This is a genomic window from Pseudomonas sp. RC10-4-2, from assembly GCF_050433085.1.
Taxonomy (GTDB): Bacteria; Pseudomonadota; Gammaproteobacteria; order Pseudomonadales; family Pseudomonadaceae; genus Pseudomonas; species Pseudomonas aeruginosa.
The window spans coordinates 1,413,268-1,429,655 of record NZ_JBNPXX010000002.1; the positions used below are offsets into that span (position 1 = coordinate 1,413,268).

A 16,388-nucleotide genomic window follows, 5' to 3' on the forward strand; every position below is an offset into this window, starting at 1 on the left:
GGGCGTCGCTCAGGCGTTCGCCACGACCTGCCCGTAGGCCTTGCGCCAGGCGTCCAGGCCGCCGGCCAGCGCCCAGGTGCGGGTGAAGCCGGAGGCGTTGAGGCGCTGGGCGAGCATCGCGGCGGAAAGTTCGTGGGGACAGGCGCAATAGATGACGATGCTGGCGTCCCTGAGGTCGCCGGGGAGGTCCTTCAGCGACACGTTCAGCTCCACCGGGATGGCTCCCGGAATGCCGCTCGGCTCGTCTTCGTGATGGGCGCGGACATCGAGGATCACCGGCAATTGCCCCTGTTCGCGAAGGTTTTCCAGTTCCTCCACGCTGATTCGCGGAATCCGCCGGCTGCGCGACAGCAGGCGCTGGCGCTGCCAGAGCTTCCAGGCGATGAAGGCGGCGAAGGCGCCGGCGATCAGCAGCGCGCCGATGGCCGCGTAGTCGCTGAGCAGGGCCAGCAGGTGGTCTACCGCATCGCTGAAGATCACCCCCAGTAGCAGCGCGGAACCGGCCCAGAGTGCCGAGCCGGCGGCGTCGTAGGCGAGGAAGCGGCGCAGGTGGGTGCGGGTCATGCCGGCCAGGGTGGTGGACAACGCACTGGCGCCGGGCAGGAACTTCGACATCAGCAGCGCCCTCGGACCGACCCGCAGGTACATGTTCTGGCTCTGACGGATGCAACTGTCCTGGGACAGCGAGACCTTGCAGATGCTGCGCAGGAGGAAGCCGCCGTAGCGGCGTCCGGCCAGGTACCAGGCGACGTCCGCCAGCAGGCAGGCGAGCACCACCACCAGCAGGACCACGCCCAGCGGCGCGCCGACGCCCTGCATGGCCAGCGCGCCGGCGACGATCAGCGCCGGGTAGGCGGGAATCGGCAGCCCGGCCTGCTCGCAGAGCACGTTGAGGAACAGCAGGAGCAGCCCGTGGTTCTCCAGCAGGGGTTGCAGTTCACGCATGGCGGAGCCTCTCGAATTCTTCTGCGGGTAGTGTGAGCGCGAAGCGTGAAGCTGGGAAGAACCAAGTCGGCAGGGCCGGAGGCGTTGCGGCGGATAACGCCGCTGCGTCGAGAGAGGCTGGGGCGTAACGAAAGCAGCCCCTCGCCCGTGGGGGCGAGGGGCTGTCGGGTCAGGCCACTTCCACCAGCAGCACTTCGCTGTCTTCCAGGGCGGTGACCTTCAGGGTCGGTTCGTCGCGTACCGCCAGGCCATCGCGGGCCTCGGCGCGCACGCCGTTGACCTCGATGCTGCCGGTGGCCGGCACCAGGTAGGCGCGGCGACCGTTTTCCAGGGCGTACTCGGCGCTCTGGCCGGCCTTCAGGGTCACCGCGGCGACCTCGGCGTCGGCGCGGATGTGCAGCGCTTCGCTGTCCTGCTCGTCGCCGCTGGCGAGAGTGACGAAACGACCGTCGCGCTCGGCCTTCGGGAACGGTTTGGAGCCCCAGCGCGGTTGGTCGCCGCGGCGGTCCGGGATGATCCAGATCTGGAAGATCCGGGTGGTCTCGGCTTCCAGGTTGTACTCCGAATGGACGATGCCGGTACCGGCGCTCATCACCTGCACGTCGCCGGCCTCGGTGCGGCCCTTGTTGCCCAGGCTGTCCTGGTGGGTGATCGCGCCTTCGCGGACATAGGTAATGATCTCCATGTCGCGGTGCGGGTGCGGCGGGAAGCCGCTGCCGGCGGCGATCTCGTCATCGTTCCAGACCCGCAGGCGGCCCCAGTCCTCGCGCTCCGGGTCATAGTAGTCGGCGAAGGAAAAATGATGACGCGCGTTCAGCCAGCCGTGGTTGGCATGGCCCAGACGGTCGAAGGGACGACGTTCGATCATGATCGGATCTCCATTGGGCCCGTCGCCGCTCGTTTGCGCGAGGGGGGCGGGCGGTTGATGGGGTCATCATCCGTCAGATCATTGTGATAAAAAAGCGCGTATTTTCGGCTTTATCTATCTAATTATTAGATTCGATAAGGGCGCGAAGGAAGCGCGGGTCCGCCAGTGCGGCGAGGTGCCCGCCCGGGTATTCCCGCACTCGCGCGTCCAGGCGGTGGGCGAAGGTACGTTGCAGCGGCGGCGGGCTGAGCCGGTCGGCGGCCGCCACAACGTAGGTGACCGGGCAGGCTGGACGAACCTGCCGCGGCGGGTCGATCAGCAATTGCGCTGGCTCGCTGGCGCTGGTCGGCACCTCGGCGCCGAGCAGTTCGAGGAAGCCGGCGCGGTCTTCCAGGCGGACCCGCCCTCCGAGCGGGTCGAGGCGGCATAGCCCGAGGAGATTGTCCTGGCCGCTGTCCTGGTAGCTTTCCAGCGCGCCGCCGCCCTCGCTGACCAGCGCGCTGAACAGGTACAGGTGCGCGGCGCGCTCGCCCAGGCGGGCCGCCAGGCATTGCGCCAGGTAGCCGCCGAAGCTGTGGCCGCAGAGTATCACCCGCTCCTCGCCGGCCAGCGTGGCGGCGGCCTGGTCCAGCCAATGCGCCAGGTCGCATCCGGGCGCGTCGCGCAGATGGTCGCAGCTTCGCCAGCCGGCGCCTTCCACGGACCAGGCGGAGCGGCGCAGGAAAAATCCCGAGACCAGCAGCGCGCCGCTCATCCGCCGGCCCGCTCGGCCTGGCGCAGGCCGACCGCGCCGACCTGCAGCAGCATGATCACCCCGCACAGCGCGGCCAGGCCGAGGTACAGCGCCTGGCTGCCGGCATGGTCGAGCATGATCCCGCCGTACAGCGGTGCCAGCGCGGTGCCGAGGCTGTAGAGATTGGCCGCGCCGAAATAGCTGCCGCGCAAGTCGTCGGGGGTCAGTTGGTCGACCTCCACGCTGAAGGTCGGGAACACGATCAGTTCGCCGAGGCTGAGCACCACCGTGGCCAGCGCCAGGCCGGCGAACAGGGTCACCGGGGTCCAGGCGAAGCCTAGCTGGGCCAGGAGCATGAGCAGCATGCCGAGCATCAGGCGGCCGCCGGTGCCGGTGTTTTCCAGCAGGCGAAGGAGGGGAAACTGGGCGACCACTATGGTCAGCGCGTTGATGGTCACCAGCAGGGCGATGCTGTTGACCACGTCGGGCAGACCGCTGCGGGTTAGGTACTGCACGAGGGTCGAATCGAAGGTGGCGTAGATCAGCGCGGCCAGCATGTTGCACAGCAACAGCAGGGTGAAGGCGCGATGCCGGGCCATGCTCAGGCAGGCTTCGAGGAACCCCGTCGAGGATCGCGGGGCAAGGCTGCGCCGCTTAAGTTCGAGGTGGTGCAGCAGGCGCCAGAGCAGCAGACCGTAGCAGAAGTAGACCAGCGCGGTGACCAGGAAGGTGCCGGCCTGGGCGGCGACGCCGAGAGTCAGGCCGATCAGCGGGCCGAGGGCGGCGCCGAGGTTGATCAGGAAGTACCGGCAGTAGAGCGCCAGTTCCCGCGAGCGGCGATCCTCGACGCGGTCGCCGATCAGCGCCTTGCAACTGGATTCGAGCAGGGCGCAGCCGATGCTCACCCCGGAGATCGCCAGTCCGTAGGACAGCGGCTGGCCGCTGAAGCCCAGCAACACGAAGGAAAGCCCGCTGAGGCTGGTGCCGAAGAAGATCAGGCGCTTGCGCCCGAAACGGTCCGACAGCCAGCCGGTGTAGATGCCGCTGAGCGCGCCGCAGACGGTCGCCAGCGCCAGCAGCAGGCCGATGGCGCTGGCGGACAGCCGGAACTCGCGCCACAGCAGCAATGCCAGGAACGGCCAGACCATGAAGTAGGCGCCGCGGGTCAGCAGCGTACCGACGAGCATCACGTGGATTTCCGTCGGCAGGGCGCGGAAGCGTTGCACGCTGAAGGTGTTGTCGCTCACGGGCGGGGCTCCTGGGCGAGGGGACGGATGCCGCCGCGCAGGCTGCCGGCGGCTACCTGGTGGAACAGCGGCAGGAAGCTTTCCGGCAGTTCGCGGGTGAACTCGCTGCTCAGCCAGCAGCGCAGCAGGCAGCGGCGCTGCCGCTCGTCGTCGCTGAACTCGGTGCGCGCGTGCAGGGTGGTGTGGTTGTTCACCAGCACCAGCATGCCCTTGCTGAAGTCCAGTTCGGCATAGCCGTCGGCGCGTTCGATCGCCTCGTCCAGGCCGTCGAGCATGCTTCGCACCTGCGGGGCGAGGCTTAGCCCGTGGCGCGTCACCGATTCGTTGAACTTGCGGATATAGCGCAAGACGAAGGTCCGCGGGGTTTCCGTGAGCAGCGGCACCAGCGCGTAGTCGGCGTCGCCTTCGTCGCGCAGGTCGTGGGGGATCGGCTGGCCGAGCAGGGGCAGCCAGGCCGGATTGGCGGCTTCCAGGGTGGCGAGGACGTCGGCCGAGGAACGGATGCGGAAGGCGCCGCCCCGGCGTGCCGGCGACCAGCAGGCGAGCACCGTGAGGTCGGCGCGATCGGAGTGGAAGGCCAGTTCCTGGCTGGTCAGGTGGCCGCGCTGCGGCGCGTCGCGGGCGTCGCGCAGGCCGAGGTCGCGCACTTCCTTGAGGTACTCGCCGTTGCGGTTGATCGCCACGGTGCGTCCCAGCCATTGGCAGAATGCGCGGAACACCCGCTGGAATTCGTCCTCGGCGAGTCCGCGCAGCAGCGCGGAATCGTGCAGCAGCACGCCGCTTCCATGCTCCAGTTCGTGATGCAGGCGCTGGCGCAGGAGAGCCTCCGCGCTATCCGCGGGACGCCGCTCCAGCAGGCGCGCGAACAGCGTTTCCAGGCCGGCGGCGAAAGCGGCCGAAGCGCAGAACACCGCGTTGCCCCGCCAGGGCGCGGGGCGACGATGGATGGTTGTCATAGCGAGGCTCCGTATTCCTGCTGCCAGAGCGACAGGGTGGTGAGGGTGAACAACTGGTCGCCGGGCAGCGCCGCGACGCTCGGTGCATCCAGGCCTTCCAGGCCGAGGTCGTGGAGCGCCGGCAGGCGTTCGGCGAGGTGCCGGCGCATTTCCCCGAGGGCCTGCGGCCAACGTTCGAACGGCAGGCGGAAATGCCGTTTCGGCTGCGCCTGCCAGCGTTTCTCGCGCTGCTCCAGGAGCGCCACCAGCGGTGCCTTGGCGGTGTCGCCGACGATCCGCTGGAGGCGCCCGGCGCGCTGCGCCAGGGCGCCATGCAGGTAGGGGGTGCGCGCTTCGATGGTGCGCGACATCAGCAGATGGTCGGCGCGGCGCAGCAGCGGCTCCAGCGAGTAGTGCAGGTCGAACTGGCCGATCGCCGCCTCGAGGCCCTGGCCGAGGGCCTCGTGGGCGAGTTCCTCGATCCGCTCGGCGACCCGTCGGCCCGCCGGTTCCGCCAGCAGCGCGGCCTTGCGCCGGTACTCGCCGAACCAGGCGGCGGCAAAGCGCCGCGGTTCCGGTGTGTCGCGCCGGCGCCAGAGTTCGAGATGGCGCGGGTAGCCCCAGAACAGTTCGTCGGCGCCTTCGCCGAGAAGCACGCAGTGATAGCCCTGCTCGCCGATACCGTCGGCCAGGCGCTGGTACATCAGCAGGCTGGACATCCGTGTCGCCCCGCCGAAGTTGCCGACCGCGCGACGCAGCAGCGGCATGAAGGCTTCCTGGCGCAGCTCGAAGCGTTGCAGCCGAGGGTGTGGCAGCAGGCTTTCCTCGTCGCCTTCCAGGCACAGGTGAAAGCGTTGCAACTGCGGGTCCAGGTAGCTGCCGAGCAGGTTGGAATCGACCCCGCCGCTGACCAGCAGGGCGCAGGGGCGGAAGGTCTGGCGGCAGCGTTCGAGGGTTTCGCCGAGCTGCTCGTCGAGGCTGTCCACCTCGCTGGCCGGGGCGGTGGCCAGCCGCTGGCGCTGGCAGAGGCGCGGACGCTCCTGGGAGAGATCGAAGCGCAACACCTCGCCGGGCAGCAGCAGACGGACCTGCTGGAACAGGGTCTGGCCTTCCAGCGGCACGCCGGCGGCGACCACCTGGGCGATCGCCTCGGCGTCGGCGCGGGCGCCGCCGAGCAGGTGCAGCAGCGCCCGCGGCTCGGAGGCGAAGGCCAGCAGGCCGCGCTCGGGCTGGTAGCTGTAGTACAGCGGCTTGATGCCGAACTCGTCGCGCAGCAGGGTCAATTGCCGGGTCTGCGGGTCCCAGCTGGCGAGGGCGTACATGCCGTCCGGCAGTACCCCGCGCTGCAAGCCGTCGAGCAGCAGGCGGATCTCGCCATGGATTTCGCAGCCGGCCTGGTAGACCTCGCCGTTGTAGGCGACCCGCCGCTGACCCTCCTGCGGCGGCAGCGGTACCGCCGCGGCGCCGGACATCGGCAGGCGGGTCATGCCGATGGCGCCGTTCGGCAGGGCCGCGATGCCCTCGCCGAACGGGCCGCGATGGGCCAGCAGGCGTAGCGCTCCGGCGAAGCGCGAGACACTGAAACCGGTGCCGACGTAACCGAGGATGCCGCACATCACGAGGCTTCCCGTTGCAGCAGGGCGGCGAGCGCACGGCGGTCGTGCTTGCCGGCGCCGTTCAGCGGCAGGGCCTGGTGCGACAGCACCACGCGCTGTGGCGCGCGGAGGGTGCCGAGCTGCTGCTGGAGCCAGGGCAGGAAGGCGAACTCGACCTGCGGCGCGGTGTGGATCACGGCGACATAGTCTTCGCCATAGAGCGGGCAGTCGACCTTCAGGCAGCAGACGTCGATCACCTCGTCCAGGCCGTTGAGCGCCCTTTCGCATTCATTCAGGTGGAACAGGTTGCCGCCCTTGTTGATGGTGCCGTCGCAACGGCCGAGGACGTGCACGCAGCGGTCCTCGTCGAAGTAGGCTAGGTCCTGGGTGTTCAGCCAGCCGTCCTCGAGCACCTGGGCGGTCAGGTCGGGGCGGTTGACGTAGCCGGAGAACAGGCTCGGCGTGCGCACCCACAGGCGCCCGCGTTCGCCGCTGCCCTCCAGCGGGCGGCCGTCGGGGTCGGTCAGCTTGAGTTCCAGGCCGACGGCAGGTCCCACCGAGTTGTCGAACGCATCGCCGCGACGCTTGCCGAAGAGGAAGGCGAAGCCGCACTCGCTGAGGCCGTAGATGTTCGCCAGCGCCGCGTAGTCGCGCTGGAAGGCCGCCTGCAGGTCGGCGTCCAGGCGCGCCGAGCCGGCGACGCAGAGCAGGCGCTGCAACGGCAAGCGGCGCGGCGGCGGGGAGCCTTCCTTGACCATGTGGTTGACCACCGGCGGCACCAGGTAGAGGAAACTGATGCCGAAGCGTTCCACGCATTCCCAGAAGCCTTCGCTGTCGGCCCAGCAGTGCAGCGGCAGGAGCACCGCGCTGCCGCCGTACAGCAGCGGGAAGAGGAAATTGATGCCGAGGATGCCCAGGCCGCTGATCCGGTAGAAGCAACCGGAGCGCGTGTGCTCGCCGATGCCCAGGCAGTCGCGGCCGATGCGGTAGGCATGGAGCATGGCCTGCTGGCTGAGTTCGATGCCTTTCGGCTGGCCGGTGGTGCCCGAGGTGAACAGGATCATGTGGCTGTGCGCGGCGCGGTCGAGCCGGCGCGTCGCGCTGCGCTCGAAGTCCAGCGCCAGGCGCAGCCCGGCCAGCGCGCCCTCGAGCGGATGTTCGCTGGCCAGCGCGTCCAGGCGCATCTCGTCGACGATGGCCTGCTTCGCGGCCTCCCCCCACTCGGGATCGATCAGCACCAGATGCTTGCCCGCGCGCATGACCGCATAGATCAGGCAGAGGTTGCGGTAGCTGTTGTCGAGCAGCACGCCGACACTGCGGCAGGCATGCGCGGCGATCTGCTCGGCGAGGGCATCGACCTGGCGGTCGGCGTCGCCCCAGGTGTATTCCAGCGGTCGCTCCGGCTCGCGGGCGTCGATCAGGAACGGCCGCCGCGGGTCGGCGCTGCCGAGATGGCGGAGGGTGCTGTCGAGCGATACGGGTACGGGGAGGCTGCTCATGCCGGCTCCTCAGCGATTCAGCGCGGTGAAGGCGTGGATGTCGAAGTTCACCGCCACCTGCGGCGCGCTCTCGATCTCGCGCACCGCGGCGATGAAGCGGTCGGCGTAGTCTTCGCCGCCTTCCTGCTCGATGTAGCGGGTCACGTAGCTGGTGGAGAGGAAGAACAGCGCGACCTCCTCCGGGCTGAGGAAGATGATGTTGGCGAACACTTCGCGGCGGCAGTCGCGCAGGTGCGGGCAACTGCCCATGATCTCCAGGGTGTCGTCATAGCGGGTCAGGCGCGGATCACGGTGTTTGGCCCACTTGTTCACCAGTTCGTGCTCGATGAAGTCGCGCAGCGGCCCGTAGGCGATCGGGAAGTCGTACTTGTAGGCGCAGAACAGCCCGCCGGGGGTCAGCCAGTCGGCCATGCGCGTCAGCACCTGCTTGCGGTCCATCCAGTAGAAGGAGGTGGCGCTGGTGACCAGGTCGAAGCGGCGTTGCGGCGCGAAGGTTTCCGCCGGCGACACGCTGAAGCGGATCTCCGGGTAGTTCTCGCGGGCCTTGGCGATCAGCGCCTCGCCCAGGTCGCTGCCTTCCACGTAGCGGAACCAGGGTTGCAGGCGGACGGTCGAGACGCCGTTGCCGCAGCCGATGTCCAGCGCCGCTTCGCGTGCCGGGGCGCGTTCGGCGAGGTTGCGGTAGAGCGAATCCGGATAGGCGATCTTGCCGCGGACCACGTTGTAGGCGTCTGCGTGCTTGTCGAACTGCTTCATTGGGTAATCTCCAGTAGGCTCTCGTGGTAATCGCCCTTGTGGACGAAATTGATGTAGGTGCCGCTGCCGCCGAGGTAGCGGTAGCTGTGCTCGACGCCGGCGGGGATGAACACGCTGGCCGGGCTCTGCAAACGGCGCAGTTGGCCGCCGAGCAGGACTTCCACCTCCAGGCCGCGGTAGTCCTCGTCGCTGCCGAGGAACAGGAACACCGAGTCGCAGTTGTGTACGTGGCTGTCGACGTGGCCCGGCCCGCCGTCGCCGACGTCGTGGAACTGGCGGGCGATGAAGTAGAACGGCGAGCCGTCGAGCAGGCGCCGGTCGAGCATGACGAAGCGCTTGCCGGGGCCGTGGCGGTGGTACTTCAGTTCGCTGGCGGACTTCTCGAAAGGCGTGAGGAACAGGGATTGGCGGTGCATCGGCGTGTAGCGTTGCAGCGAGACGCGGCCGTTGATCAGTTCCGGATCGAAGGCGCTGTAGGCGTCCTGGTTTTCCTGCATGGCCAGCTGGTGCAGGCGGGCGACATGGACGAAGGCGTTCTCGCCGACCACCGGGTGCATCGGTGAACGCTTGATCCGGCTGTGCGCCTCGACCAGCTCGGAGACCGCGAGGACGTTCTTCAGGTTGAAGCGGTCGGCGGCGAACTTGGTGTGCAGCAGGGTCAGCAACTGGAAGGTGTCGGTGATCCCGGCGCGTTCGCCGATCCCGTTGCAGCTCGCCGAGTGCCACTGGACCCCGGCCTGGATCGCCGCCAGGGTATTGCCCAGGGCCAGGCCGCGGTCGTTGTGCACGTGGTACTCGAAGACCACGTCGGGGAACTCGTGGCGCAGCAGCGAGAGCACGTCGAAGGTCTCGTCCGGCAGCAGGATGCCGACGCTGTCGGCGAAGCAGATGCGATCGGCGCCGGCGTCGCGCGCGGTGGCGATCATGCTGACCAGGTCGCTGACCGAGGTGCGCGCGGCGTCTTCCACCGTGGCCCGGACCCGCAGGCCGCGTTCGCGGGCGTAGCGGATCGCGTCGTGGAACAGTTCGAGCACCTCCTCGCGGCTCATGCCCTTGAACTTGGTTTCCAGCGAGATCGCGTTGATCGAGGCGAACAGCCCGACCCACTGCGCACCGGTTTCCAGCACCGCGTCGATATCCTCCCGGCGCGCCCGGGCGTGGGCCAGCACCGGCGTGGAAACCGCCGCCACCACGGCGCGTACCCGCTCGCGTTCGTCCGCGGAAATCCGCGGGTGGCCGCACTCGATCATATCCACCCCCAGCGCCGCGATTTCCCTCGCCAGCTGGACCGACTGCGCGCTGTCGAAGCTGCACTGGCGGGCCTGGCACCCCTCGCGCAGGGTGCAGTCGATGACCCGGATCATCGTCTCGCTCCCGCGTCCGAGGCCGACAGCGTCGCCAGCCGCGGCTCCCTGATGAAGTCGTGGATCTTCGGCGCATGACCGAACTGGCGGGAGAAACGGGCGAGGAAGGTGACCATCTTCAGCGAGTAGTCGCACAGCTGCGGAAGATAGTGGTCGAGGTTGTCCTCGGTGATTGCCTCGTCCGGGAACACGCTTTTCAGGTTGGAAGCGATCCAGGTTTTCATGCTGTCCTCTCGATTCAGTTGGTGGAATTCGTCGTCCTCGACGAAGACGATCGGCATGCCGATGCGCAGCTCGCCGCTGCGGTTGTTGTGGCTGCCATGTGCGGTGCGGGCGGGCCAGACCAGGACGTCGCCGGCGTCCAGCTCGGCATCCACCAGTTGCTCGCGGGAAATGCCGTTGGCCTGGAGGTCGATGCACTTGAACATCGGGTAGGCGAGGTCGAACTCGTGGGGGAAGATCGTGCGGTCGTCGGGGTAATAGAACATCCCACCGTTGTCGTTCCGCGACGGGGTCAGGGCGACCCAGAAGGTCTGCGCGCTTTCGTAGCGCTTCTCCCATAGCGCGATGTCCTGGTGCAGCGGGATGTAGGACTCGTCGGCGTGGCGCTTGATGAACGCCGCGTGGCGCAGCAGGCGCGGCTTGCGCAGATGGTCGCGGACCAGCGCGTCGAGCCCGGAGCGGGCGAACCAGTCGTCCCAGAAGAGCGGGTCGTGGCGGTGCAGGTTGCGCACCTTCTTCGCCTCGCGGCGCTCGTCGTCGGCGATGTCGAATTCCGGTTCCAGCGCCGGGTCCGGCCGCTGCGCCGCGGCGAGGATCCAGTCCAGCGCCTGTTGGCGCAATTGCGGGGATACCACCTGCCGATAGTGTTTCATTGGACGGACTCCTTGCTGACGGTGTGGACGATGAAATCGATCACCGCCGGGTCCTGCAGGGCCAGGTGGTGCGGACGCTCGCAGGGGAAGGTGTCGAGCCGCTCGATCAGGTCGCACCAGCGTTCGGCGGCCGGGTCGCGGCCGGCGTCGTCCCGGCAGCGCACCCAGCTGGCGCGGGCGAGGCGATGGCGGGGCTGCCAGCGGCCGAACAGCTCGACATTGCGCAGCAGGACCTCTTCGCGCAGTTCGCCAAGCTCGCTCATCAGGGCGATCCATTCGCGCATCTCGGCGCTCAGCCAGCGCTGGTATTGCTCGCTCGGCGGCATTCGCCGCAGGGCCGGCCAGGGCAGGTGGCTGTCGATCATCAGCAGGCGGCTGGCCCGCAACTGGCGGGCCATCTCGTAGCCGACCAGGCCGCCGAAGGAATAGCCGATCAGCCAGTCCGGTTCTTCCGCCAGGCCGTCGAGTACCTGGCTGGCGAGGGCTTCGATGCTGGCGTAGGCATCCAGCCGGTGGTAGTCGACCAGCCGGCAGGCCGTTGCGCCGAGGCGTGCCAGCAGCCCGCGGAAGCAGCTCGGGTGGCCGATGAAGTCAGGCAGCAGGATCAGCATGGGCGTAGCGCCTCGGCCATGGCCGCCGCCAGCGCCAGGGTCCGTTCGCGGCCGAAGCGGCTGGCCAGGCTGGCGTCCCAGCCGCCGTCGTCGCGCCGGACCAGGGTCAGGGTCAGCGGCAGGCGGCTCTTCAGTGTCGGCCGGTGGATGAACCCGGCGCTGCGGAATGGCTGGTCGATGACATTGATCATCACCTGGGCGTCGGCATAGCGCAGCCCGGCCCGTTCGGCGATGGCCTCCGCCGGCAGCAGGCTGTGCTCGAAGGCCTCGAGCCTGTGTCGTTCGAAGGTGTCCTCGGCGGTCGCGGCGTCCAGCAACAGCGGCACCAGGTTCAGCCAGCAACCGGAAACCGCCGTGCCTCGGCGACTGCGCAGGCTGACCGGGGTCAGCGCCAGGACCTTGCCGGTGGCGCCCTGGCTGGCCAGGGCGAGAGCCAGGGCGCAGGCGAGCCGGGTCAGCAGGGCGGCTTCGCCGCCTCCTGGCGTGGCGGCCAAGCGGAAATCCTCGCAATGGCTGGCGCGCTCCGCCCAGGGCAGGCTCGCCAGTTCGCGGAACGCCTCGCCGCGCTCGCTCCAGTAGTCTTCCAGCCTGGTCCTGCGCTCGCGCAGCTGGCGCTCCAGGCGCCATTGCTGCTGGAGGAAGCCGAACTCGGGGGCCGCCGCTTCGGTCGTGGGGTCGGCGTTGAGCACGGCCAGGCGGGCCAGCAGCACGCTGGCGAAGTCGGCGTCGGCGACCAGGTGATGCAGCCAGACGCCCCAGCGCGCACGTCCTCCGCAGCGCCCGTGGAACAGTCGCAGCAGGCCGCGCTCGAACAGGGAATGCGGGCGTTGCAGCAGCGCTGCGATGAGCGCGTTTTCGTCGGCGAAGGGGCCGACTTCCAGCGCCGGGCTCTCCTCGGGCCGCCCGTGGACGACCAGTTCGAAACCTTCCGCGCCGCTGTCCACCTGGCTGTCGAGCAACGGGAACTCTTCGCGCAGGCGCCGTCCCAGGCGCGTCAGGTCGGATGCCGGCACCTCGGCCGGAGCCAGGTAGCAGAGGCCGAAGCGGGTCAGGTCGGCGCCGAGCAGCTCGCTGAAGACCATCCCGCAGGACCAGGGCGACAGGTCGACGCGCAAGGACTGCGCGGCCTCATCCGGCATCGGTTGGTGCCGCAGGCGGTCGCGCTCGGAGGGGGACAGGCGGTGCCAATCGCCGACCACCACCAGGTGCTCGCGGAACCAGTGGTAGCGCACCTCCGCGGAGAGACCGACGTTCATGCCGCGCTCCTCGACAGCACCAGCGGCTGCTCCGGCGTCGCCGCCCGTTCCAGCAGACGCTCCGGCGCCAAGCCGTGGCTGCGCAGGAGACGGCTGAACTGGTCGAGGCGCGAGTTTGCCTGCAAGTCGGCGAGTCCCAGGTTTGCTCCCGCACCCGCCGATTGACAGAGGGCGACCAGTTGCAGGGCGAGCAACGAGTTGCCGCCGCAGAGGAAGAAATCCTGGTCGGCGGCGCCGACCTCGCAACCCAGCAATTCGCTCCACAGCTGCGCGCAGCCGCGTTGGTCGGGATCGAGCGCGCTGGCGCAGCGCTCCAGCGGTTCTTCCAGGCGGCGCAGCAGGGCGGCGCGGTCCAGCTTGCCGTGCGCCGTCAAGGGCAAGGCCTCGACCCGGACGCAGGCATGCGGGCGCTGCCAGGTGGGCAGTTGGCGGAGCAGGGCCTGCGGGCTGGCGTCGGCTTTTCCCGTCCAGGCGCAGAGCAGTTGCTTGATGCCGTTGCGCTCGCGGACCAGCAGGGCGCAGTCGAGGATGCCTGGCTGGCGGCGGAAGCGCTGTTCCAGGGCGGGGAGGTCGAGGCGATAGCCGTTCAGCTTGACCTGGCCATCGCCGCGGCCGATGAAGCGCAGCCGGCCCTGCTCGTCGTAGCGAGCGCGGTCGCCGGTACGGTAGGCACGCAGGAGGCGGCCGCGATAGGGCAACTCGACGAAGCTGGCGCGGGTGCGCGCCGCATCGTTCCGATAACCCTGCGCCAGGCCGGCGCCGAAGGCGACGATCTCCCCGGCCCGGTCGGGCTCGGCGATCTCCTGTCCGTGCTCGTCGAGCAGGAGCACCGCGGTGCCGGCGATGGCCTTGCCGATGGGGATGTCGTCTTCCTCGAGGTCGTCGTCGGTGACGACATGGCAGCAGGTGAAGGTGGTGTTCTCCGTCGGTCCGTAGCCATTCACCAAGTGCAGTCGCGGATGCCGCAGCAGCGCCCGGCGCACGTGCGGCACCGAGAGGATGTCGCCGCCGGTGAGCAACTGGCGAAGGCCGCCGAGACAGTCCGGGTCGAGGTCCACCAGGGTGTTGAACAGCGAGGCGGTGAGCCAGGCGCTGTCGGCTCCGCGCTCGCCGATCAACTGGCGCAGCACGCCCGGGTCGAGGGGGCCGAGGTCGTTCAGCACGCAGCAGCCGCCGTTGAGCAGCGCACCCCAGATCTCCAGGGTCGCCGCATCGAAGGACAGCGGCGAGTTCACCAGGAAGCGCATCTGCGGAGCGAACGCGAGGAACGACTGGCCCAGGCACAGGCGGGTAATGCCGGCGTGGGTGCAGGCGATGGCTTTCGGGCGGCCGGTGGTGCCCGAGGAGAAGTTGATGTAGGCGATCTGGTCCGCCGCGAAGCATGGCCGGGCGACCGAGGCTGGAGCGGCAGGCAGGTGCCTGACCGGGACGCAGGGAAGACCGTTGGCGGGCGTCGGCGTGGTCGAGCAGTCGAGGATCAGGCGGCAGTCGACCTGCCGGCACAACTCTGCATTCCAGGCCGCCGGTTGTTTCAGGTCTATATATAAGTAGTGATGGCCGGATAACAGTATGGCGAGCAGGCAGGTAATGCTTTCCCGAGAATATTCGCCGTACACTCCAAGACAAACTCCCGGCTGCGGATAATGCTCGAGAAGATAGTCTGAAAGTTGTTGGGCGCTATGCAGGAGTTGCCGATAGTCGACACTTCCGAAACGGTCCCTGATGGCTTTGCGATGGGGATGAAGCGCTGCCATTTCGCTGAAGCGGGCCACCACCGTCGGGTGCGCGTACAGGTCGAGCAGGGAGTTCTGGGACATTCTGGCAATCGCCTTTTTTCGAAAAAATGAGTCCATCTGCCGGCTTCTTCGGCTAAATTAAGGATTTTTGGTTTTTCGCGAAGACGGCCACCGAGTCTTCCCGGGCTCTGCCAGTCGTCCGCCGCCCACCGGCTCGCTCACGCGAGCGGCAAGCGTCGAGGCGCCTTGCCCGGAAAAACCGTTATGGAAATACGGAGTGCCGTCGACTCAAGGGCAGTCAACTGCTGCCATGCAGTCTTATCGTCAGGAAAGAGAGAAAAGCGATGAGAATGGATTCACGGTCACGCATTGCACTTCCACCTTGCGTTGGTTTTCCGAAGTGTTTCGCTGTGTGTGTTTTTATATGTTTCGTGGGTATTTAAAATAAGATACAAATTTCCCCTCACAACTATGAGAATTGGTAGTTGGCGAAAGGGCGCCATGAGGGGCGTCGAAGCGTGCCGGCTGATGGCTTTTTGCCGAGGCAGGCGGCCGCGGCTACGCCTGCCGGGGGTAGCACGGACAAGTGGTGTCGGGGGGCCTGGCCGCTGCGGCGAGGCGCGGGAGGTCCGGCTGGCGCGGCGATCATCACAGAGGATTCTGCGGCGTCATTCATCGTTTGAATGGTTGCTGCCGCAAGCGCGCCCGGCGCCGTCGATGTTGGTCTGCGGTGTCGGGCGCTCGCTGGCGTTGCGTTGGCCAGCCGTCCCGGCCGGGTGCGTAGGCACCGGCCGGAGGTTTTCAGGAGGCGGGCAGCGGCGCGCCCTTGGGCCATAGCAGCCAGAGCCGGCCCGGCTGCTTCATGTGTCCGGCGAGTTCGCCGGCGGCGTCGCCGGTGCCCCAGAACAGATCGGCGCGGACCTCGCCGACGATGGCCCCGCCGGTATCCTGGGCCGCCACCGGACGGACCACCGCGCTGCCGTCGTCAGGGCGGGTGGTGGACAGCCACATCAGGCTGCCCAGCGGAATCACCTTGCGGTCGATGGCCACGCTGTAGCCGTCGGTCAGCGGTACGTTCAGCGAGCCGCGCGGACCTTCGTCGCTGTCCGGGCGCAGGCTGAAGAACACGAAGCTGGGATTGCTCGCCAGCAGTTCGGAGACCCGCTGCGGATTGGCCTCGGCCCAGTCGCGGATGCGCTTCATGCTGATCTCTTCCTTCGGCACCAGGCCCTGCTCGACCAGCCAGCGGCCGACCGGCTTGTACGGGTGGCCATTCTGGTCGCCGTAGCCGATCCGCAGTTGCCGGCCGTCTTCCAGCTGGATGCGCCCGGAACCCTGGATCTGCAGGAACTGCAGGTCCATCGGGTCGCCCAGCCAGGCGAGCACCGGCGCGCTGGAGCCGTTGTCGCGGATCGTCGCGGCGTCGTCGTAGGGTTTCAGCACCCGGCCTTCCAGGCGTCCGCGCAGGCGCTTGCCCTTGAGTTCCGGGTAGACGCTTTCCAGCGCGACCACCACCAGGTCGTCCGGTACGCCGTAGACCGGCACCGGGGTTTTTTCGCCCTGGCTCAGGCTGCCGTGGTAGACCGGTTCGTAGTAGCCGGTGATCAGGCCCTGGTCGCCGTTGCTGGAGGAACGCAGGCTATAGACCTGCATCCGCTCCTGGAGGAACGCGCGCACCGCCGTCGGATCGGCGGCGACCGTCGTGGCGCTCGCACAGGGCTCGCCCCATACCGGGTCCTTGGACAGCCGCGCGCAGGCCGAGCGCCAGGCATTGAAGCCGGCGAGCAGGTCGGCGTCGCTGGTGGCCGGCAGGGCGTCCCAGGGCACGCTGTTGTAGGTGGTGACTTCGGCGGGTTTGGGCGGGGGCTCTTTCTTGCCGTCGTCGCATGCCGTCAGCAGGGCGGCGAAAGGGAGCGCGCAGAGCAGCAGGCGGCGCCAGGGATGGAACGGAAACTTCACGCCAAGGAC

At 68.4% G+C, this 16,388-nt stretch carries 14 protein-coding genes; all 14 read right to left on the reverse strand.

Features of this window, described 5'->3' with window-relative positions; translation table 11 throughout:
- Nucleotides 1-9 precede the first annotated feature (9 nt).
- Nucleotides 10-945, reverse strand: coding sequence for a DedA family protein/thiosulfate sulfurtransferase GlpE (locus FHW81_RS14700; protein ID WP_003112452.1), 936 nt, complete (start codon nucleotides 943-945; stop codon nucleotides 10-12).
- 169 nt (nucleotides 946-1,114) lie between these two features.
- The gene (locus FHW81_RS14705) at nucleotides 1,115-1,813 is read right to left on the reverse strand and encodes a pirin family protein (RefSeq protein WP_003086661.1); all 699 of its coding nucleotides are present in this window, start codon (nucleotides 1,811-1,813) and stop codon (nucleotides 1,115-1,117) included.
- Between the two features lie 118 nt (nucleotides 1,814-1,931).
- Complete coding sequence (locus FHW81_RS14710) at nucleotides 1,932-2,567, reverse strand: alpha/beta fold hydrolase (protein WP_023089985.1); 636 nt, start codon at nucleotides 2,565-2,567, stop codon at nucleotides 1,932-1,934.
- Entirely contained in the window at nucleotides 2,564-3,793 is a 1,230-nt protein-coding gene (locus FHW81_RS14715) for an MDR family MFS transporter (protein WP_003082502.1), read from the reverse strand. The genes FHW81_RS14710 and FHW81_RS14715 overlap by 4 nt, the downstream gene beginning before the upstream one ends.
- Entirely contained in the window at nucleotides 3,790-4,749 is a 960-nt protein-coding gene (locus FHW81_RS14720) for a clavaminate synthase family protein (RefSeq protein ID WP_003082503.1), read from the reverse strand. The genes FHW81_RS14715 and FHW81_RS14720 overlap by 4 nt, the downstream gene beginning before the upstream one ends.
- Nucleotides 4,746-6,344, reverse strand: coding sequence for an asparagine synthetase B family protein (locus FHW81_RS14725; RefSeq protein ID WP_003112449.1), 1,599 nt, complete (start codon nucleotides 6,342-6,344; stop codon nucleotides 4,746-4,748). The genes FHW81_RS14720 and FHW81_RS14725 overlap by 4 nt, the downstream gene beginning before the upstream one ends.
- Complete coding sequence (locus FHW81_RS14730) at nucleotides 6,344-7,822, reverse strand: ANL family adenylate-forming protein (protein WP_003159809.1); 1,479 nt, start codon at nucleotides 7,820-7,822, stop codon at nucleotides 6,344-6,346. The genes FHW81_RS14725 and FHW81_RS14730 overlap by 1 nt, the downstream gene beginning before the upstream one ends.
- A gap of 9 nt (nucleotides 7,823-7,831) precedes the next feature.
- Nucleotides 7,832-8,578: a class I SAM-dependent methyltransferase gene (locus FHW81_RS14735; RefSeq protein WP_003112447.1), complete on the reverse strand. Its 747-nt coding sequence runs from the start codon at nucleotides 8,576-8,578 to the stop codon at nucleotides 7,832-7,834.
- Nucleotides 8,575-9,942 (reverse strand): 2-isopropylmalate synthase, encoded by a 1,368-nt coding sequence (locus FHW81_RS14740; RefSeq protein WP_003082506.1) that lies wholly within the window; start codon nucleotides 9,940-9,942, stop codon nucleotides 8,575-8,577. Before FHW81_RS14740 ends, FHW81_RS14735 begins: the two co-directional genes overlap by 4 nt.
- Nucleotides 9,939-10,817, reverse strand: a complete 879-nt coding sequence (locus tag FHW81_RS14745) for a phytanoyl-CoA dioxygenase family protein (protein WP_003120545.1) — start codon at nucleotides 10,815-10,817, stop codon at nucleotides 9,939-9,941. Before FHW81_RS14745 ends, FHW81_RS14740 begins: the two co-directional genes overlap by 4 nt.
- On the reverse strand, nucleotides 10,814-11,428 hold the full coding sequence (locus tag FHW81_RS14750; RefSeq protein WP_096246575.1) for an alpha/beta fold hydrolase: 615 nt from the start codon (nucleotides 11,426-11,428) through the stop codon (nucleotides 10,814-10,816). The genes FHW81_RS14745 and FHW81_RS14750 overlap by 4 nt, the downstream gene beginning before the upstream one ends.
- Complete coding sequence (locus tag FHW81_RS14755) at nucleotides 11,422-12,684, reverse strand: hypothetical protein (RefSeq protein WP_012614370.1); 1,263 nt, start codon at nucleotides 12,682-12,684, stop codon at nucleotides 11,422-11,424. Before FHW81_RS14755 ends, FHW81_RS14750 begins: the two co-directional genes overlap by 7 nt.
- A complete protein-coding gene (locus FHW81_RS14760) occupies nucleotides 12,681-14,501 on the reverse strand; it encodes a non-ribosomal peptide synthetase (RefSeq protein WP_023082597.1) in 1,821 nt (606 codons plus the stop codon). The genes FHW81_RS14755 and FHW81_RS14760 overlap by 4 nt, the downstream gene beginning before the upstream one ends.
- 720 nt (nucleotides 14,502-15,221) lie before the next feature.
- Nucleotides 15,222-16,379 (reverse strand): murein transglycosylase A, encoded by a 1,158-nt coding sequence (gene mltA, locus FHW81_RS14765; protein WP_016561665.1) that lies wholly within the window; start codon nucleotides 16,377-16,379, stop codon nucleotides 15,222-15,224.
- Nucleotides 16,380-16,388: the final 9 nt, after the last annotated feature.

Bases quoted from the DNA above. Each gene is read 5' to 3' on its own strand.
- FHW81_RS14700 (WP_003112452.1), bottom strand. From the start codon at position 945: ATGCGTGAACTGCAACCCCTGCTGGAGAACCACGGGCTGCTCCTGCTG.
- FHW81_RS14705 (WP_003086661.1), bottom strand. From the start codon at position 1,813: ATGATCGAACGTCGTCCCTTCGACCGTCTGGGCCATGCCAACCACGGC.
- FHW81_RS14710 (WP_023089985.1), bottom strand. From the start codon at position 2,567: ATGAGCGGCGCGCTGCTGGTCTCGGGATTTTTCCTGCGCCGCTCCGCC.
- FHW81_RS14720 (WP_003082503.1), bottom strand. From the start codon at position 4,749: ATGACAACCATCCATCGTCGCCCCGCGCCCTGGCGGGGCAACGCGGTG.
- FHW81_RS14725 (WP_003112449.1), bottom strand. From the start codon at position 6,344: ATGTGCGGCATCCTCGGTTACGTCGGCACCGGTTTCAGTGTCTCGCGC.
- FHW81_RS14730 (WP_003159809.1), bottom strand. From the start codon at position 7,822: ATGAGCAGCCTCCCCGTACCCGTATCGCTCGACAGCACCCTCCGCCAT.
- FHW81_RS14735 (WP_003112447.1), bottom strand. From the start codon at position 8,578: ATGAAGCAGTTCGACAAGCACGCAGACGCCTACAACGTGGTCCGCGGC.
- FHW81_RS14740 (WP_003082506.1), bottom strand. From the start codon at position 9,942: ATGATCCGGGTCATCGACTGCACCCTGCGCGAGGGGTGCCAGGCCCGC.
- FHW81_RS14745 (WP_003120545.1), bottom strand. From the start codon at position 10,817: ATGAAACACTATCGGCAGGTGGTATCCCCGCAATTGCGCCAACAGGCG.
- FHW81_RS14750 (WP_096246575.1), bottom strand. From the start codon at position 11,428: ATGCTGATCCTGCTGCCTGACTTCATCGGCCACCCGAGCTGCTTCCGC.
- FHW81_RS14755 (WP_012614370.1), bottom strand. From the start codon at position 12,684: ATGAACGTCGGTCTCTCCGCGGAGGTGCGCTACCACTGGTTCCGCGAG.
- FHW81_RS14760 (WP_023082597.1), bottom strand. From the start codon at position 14,501: ATGTCCCAGAACTCCCTGCTCGACCTGTACGCGCACCCGACGGTGGTG.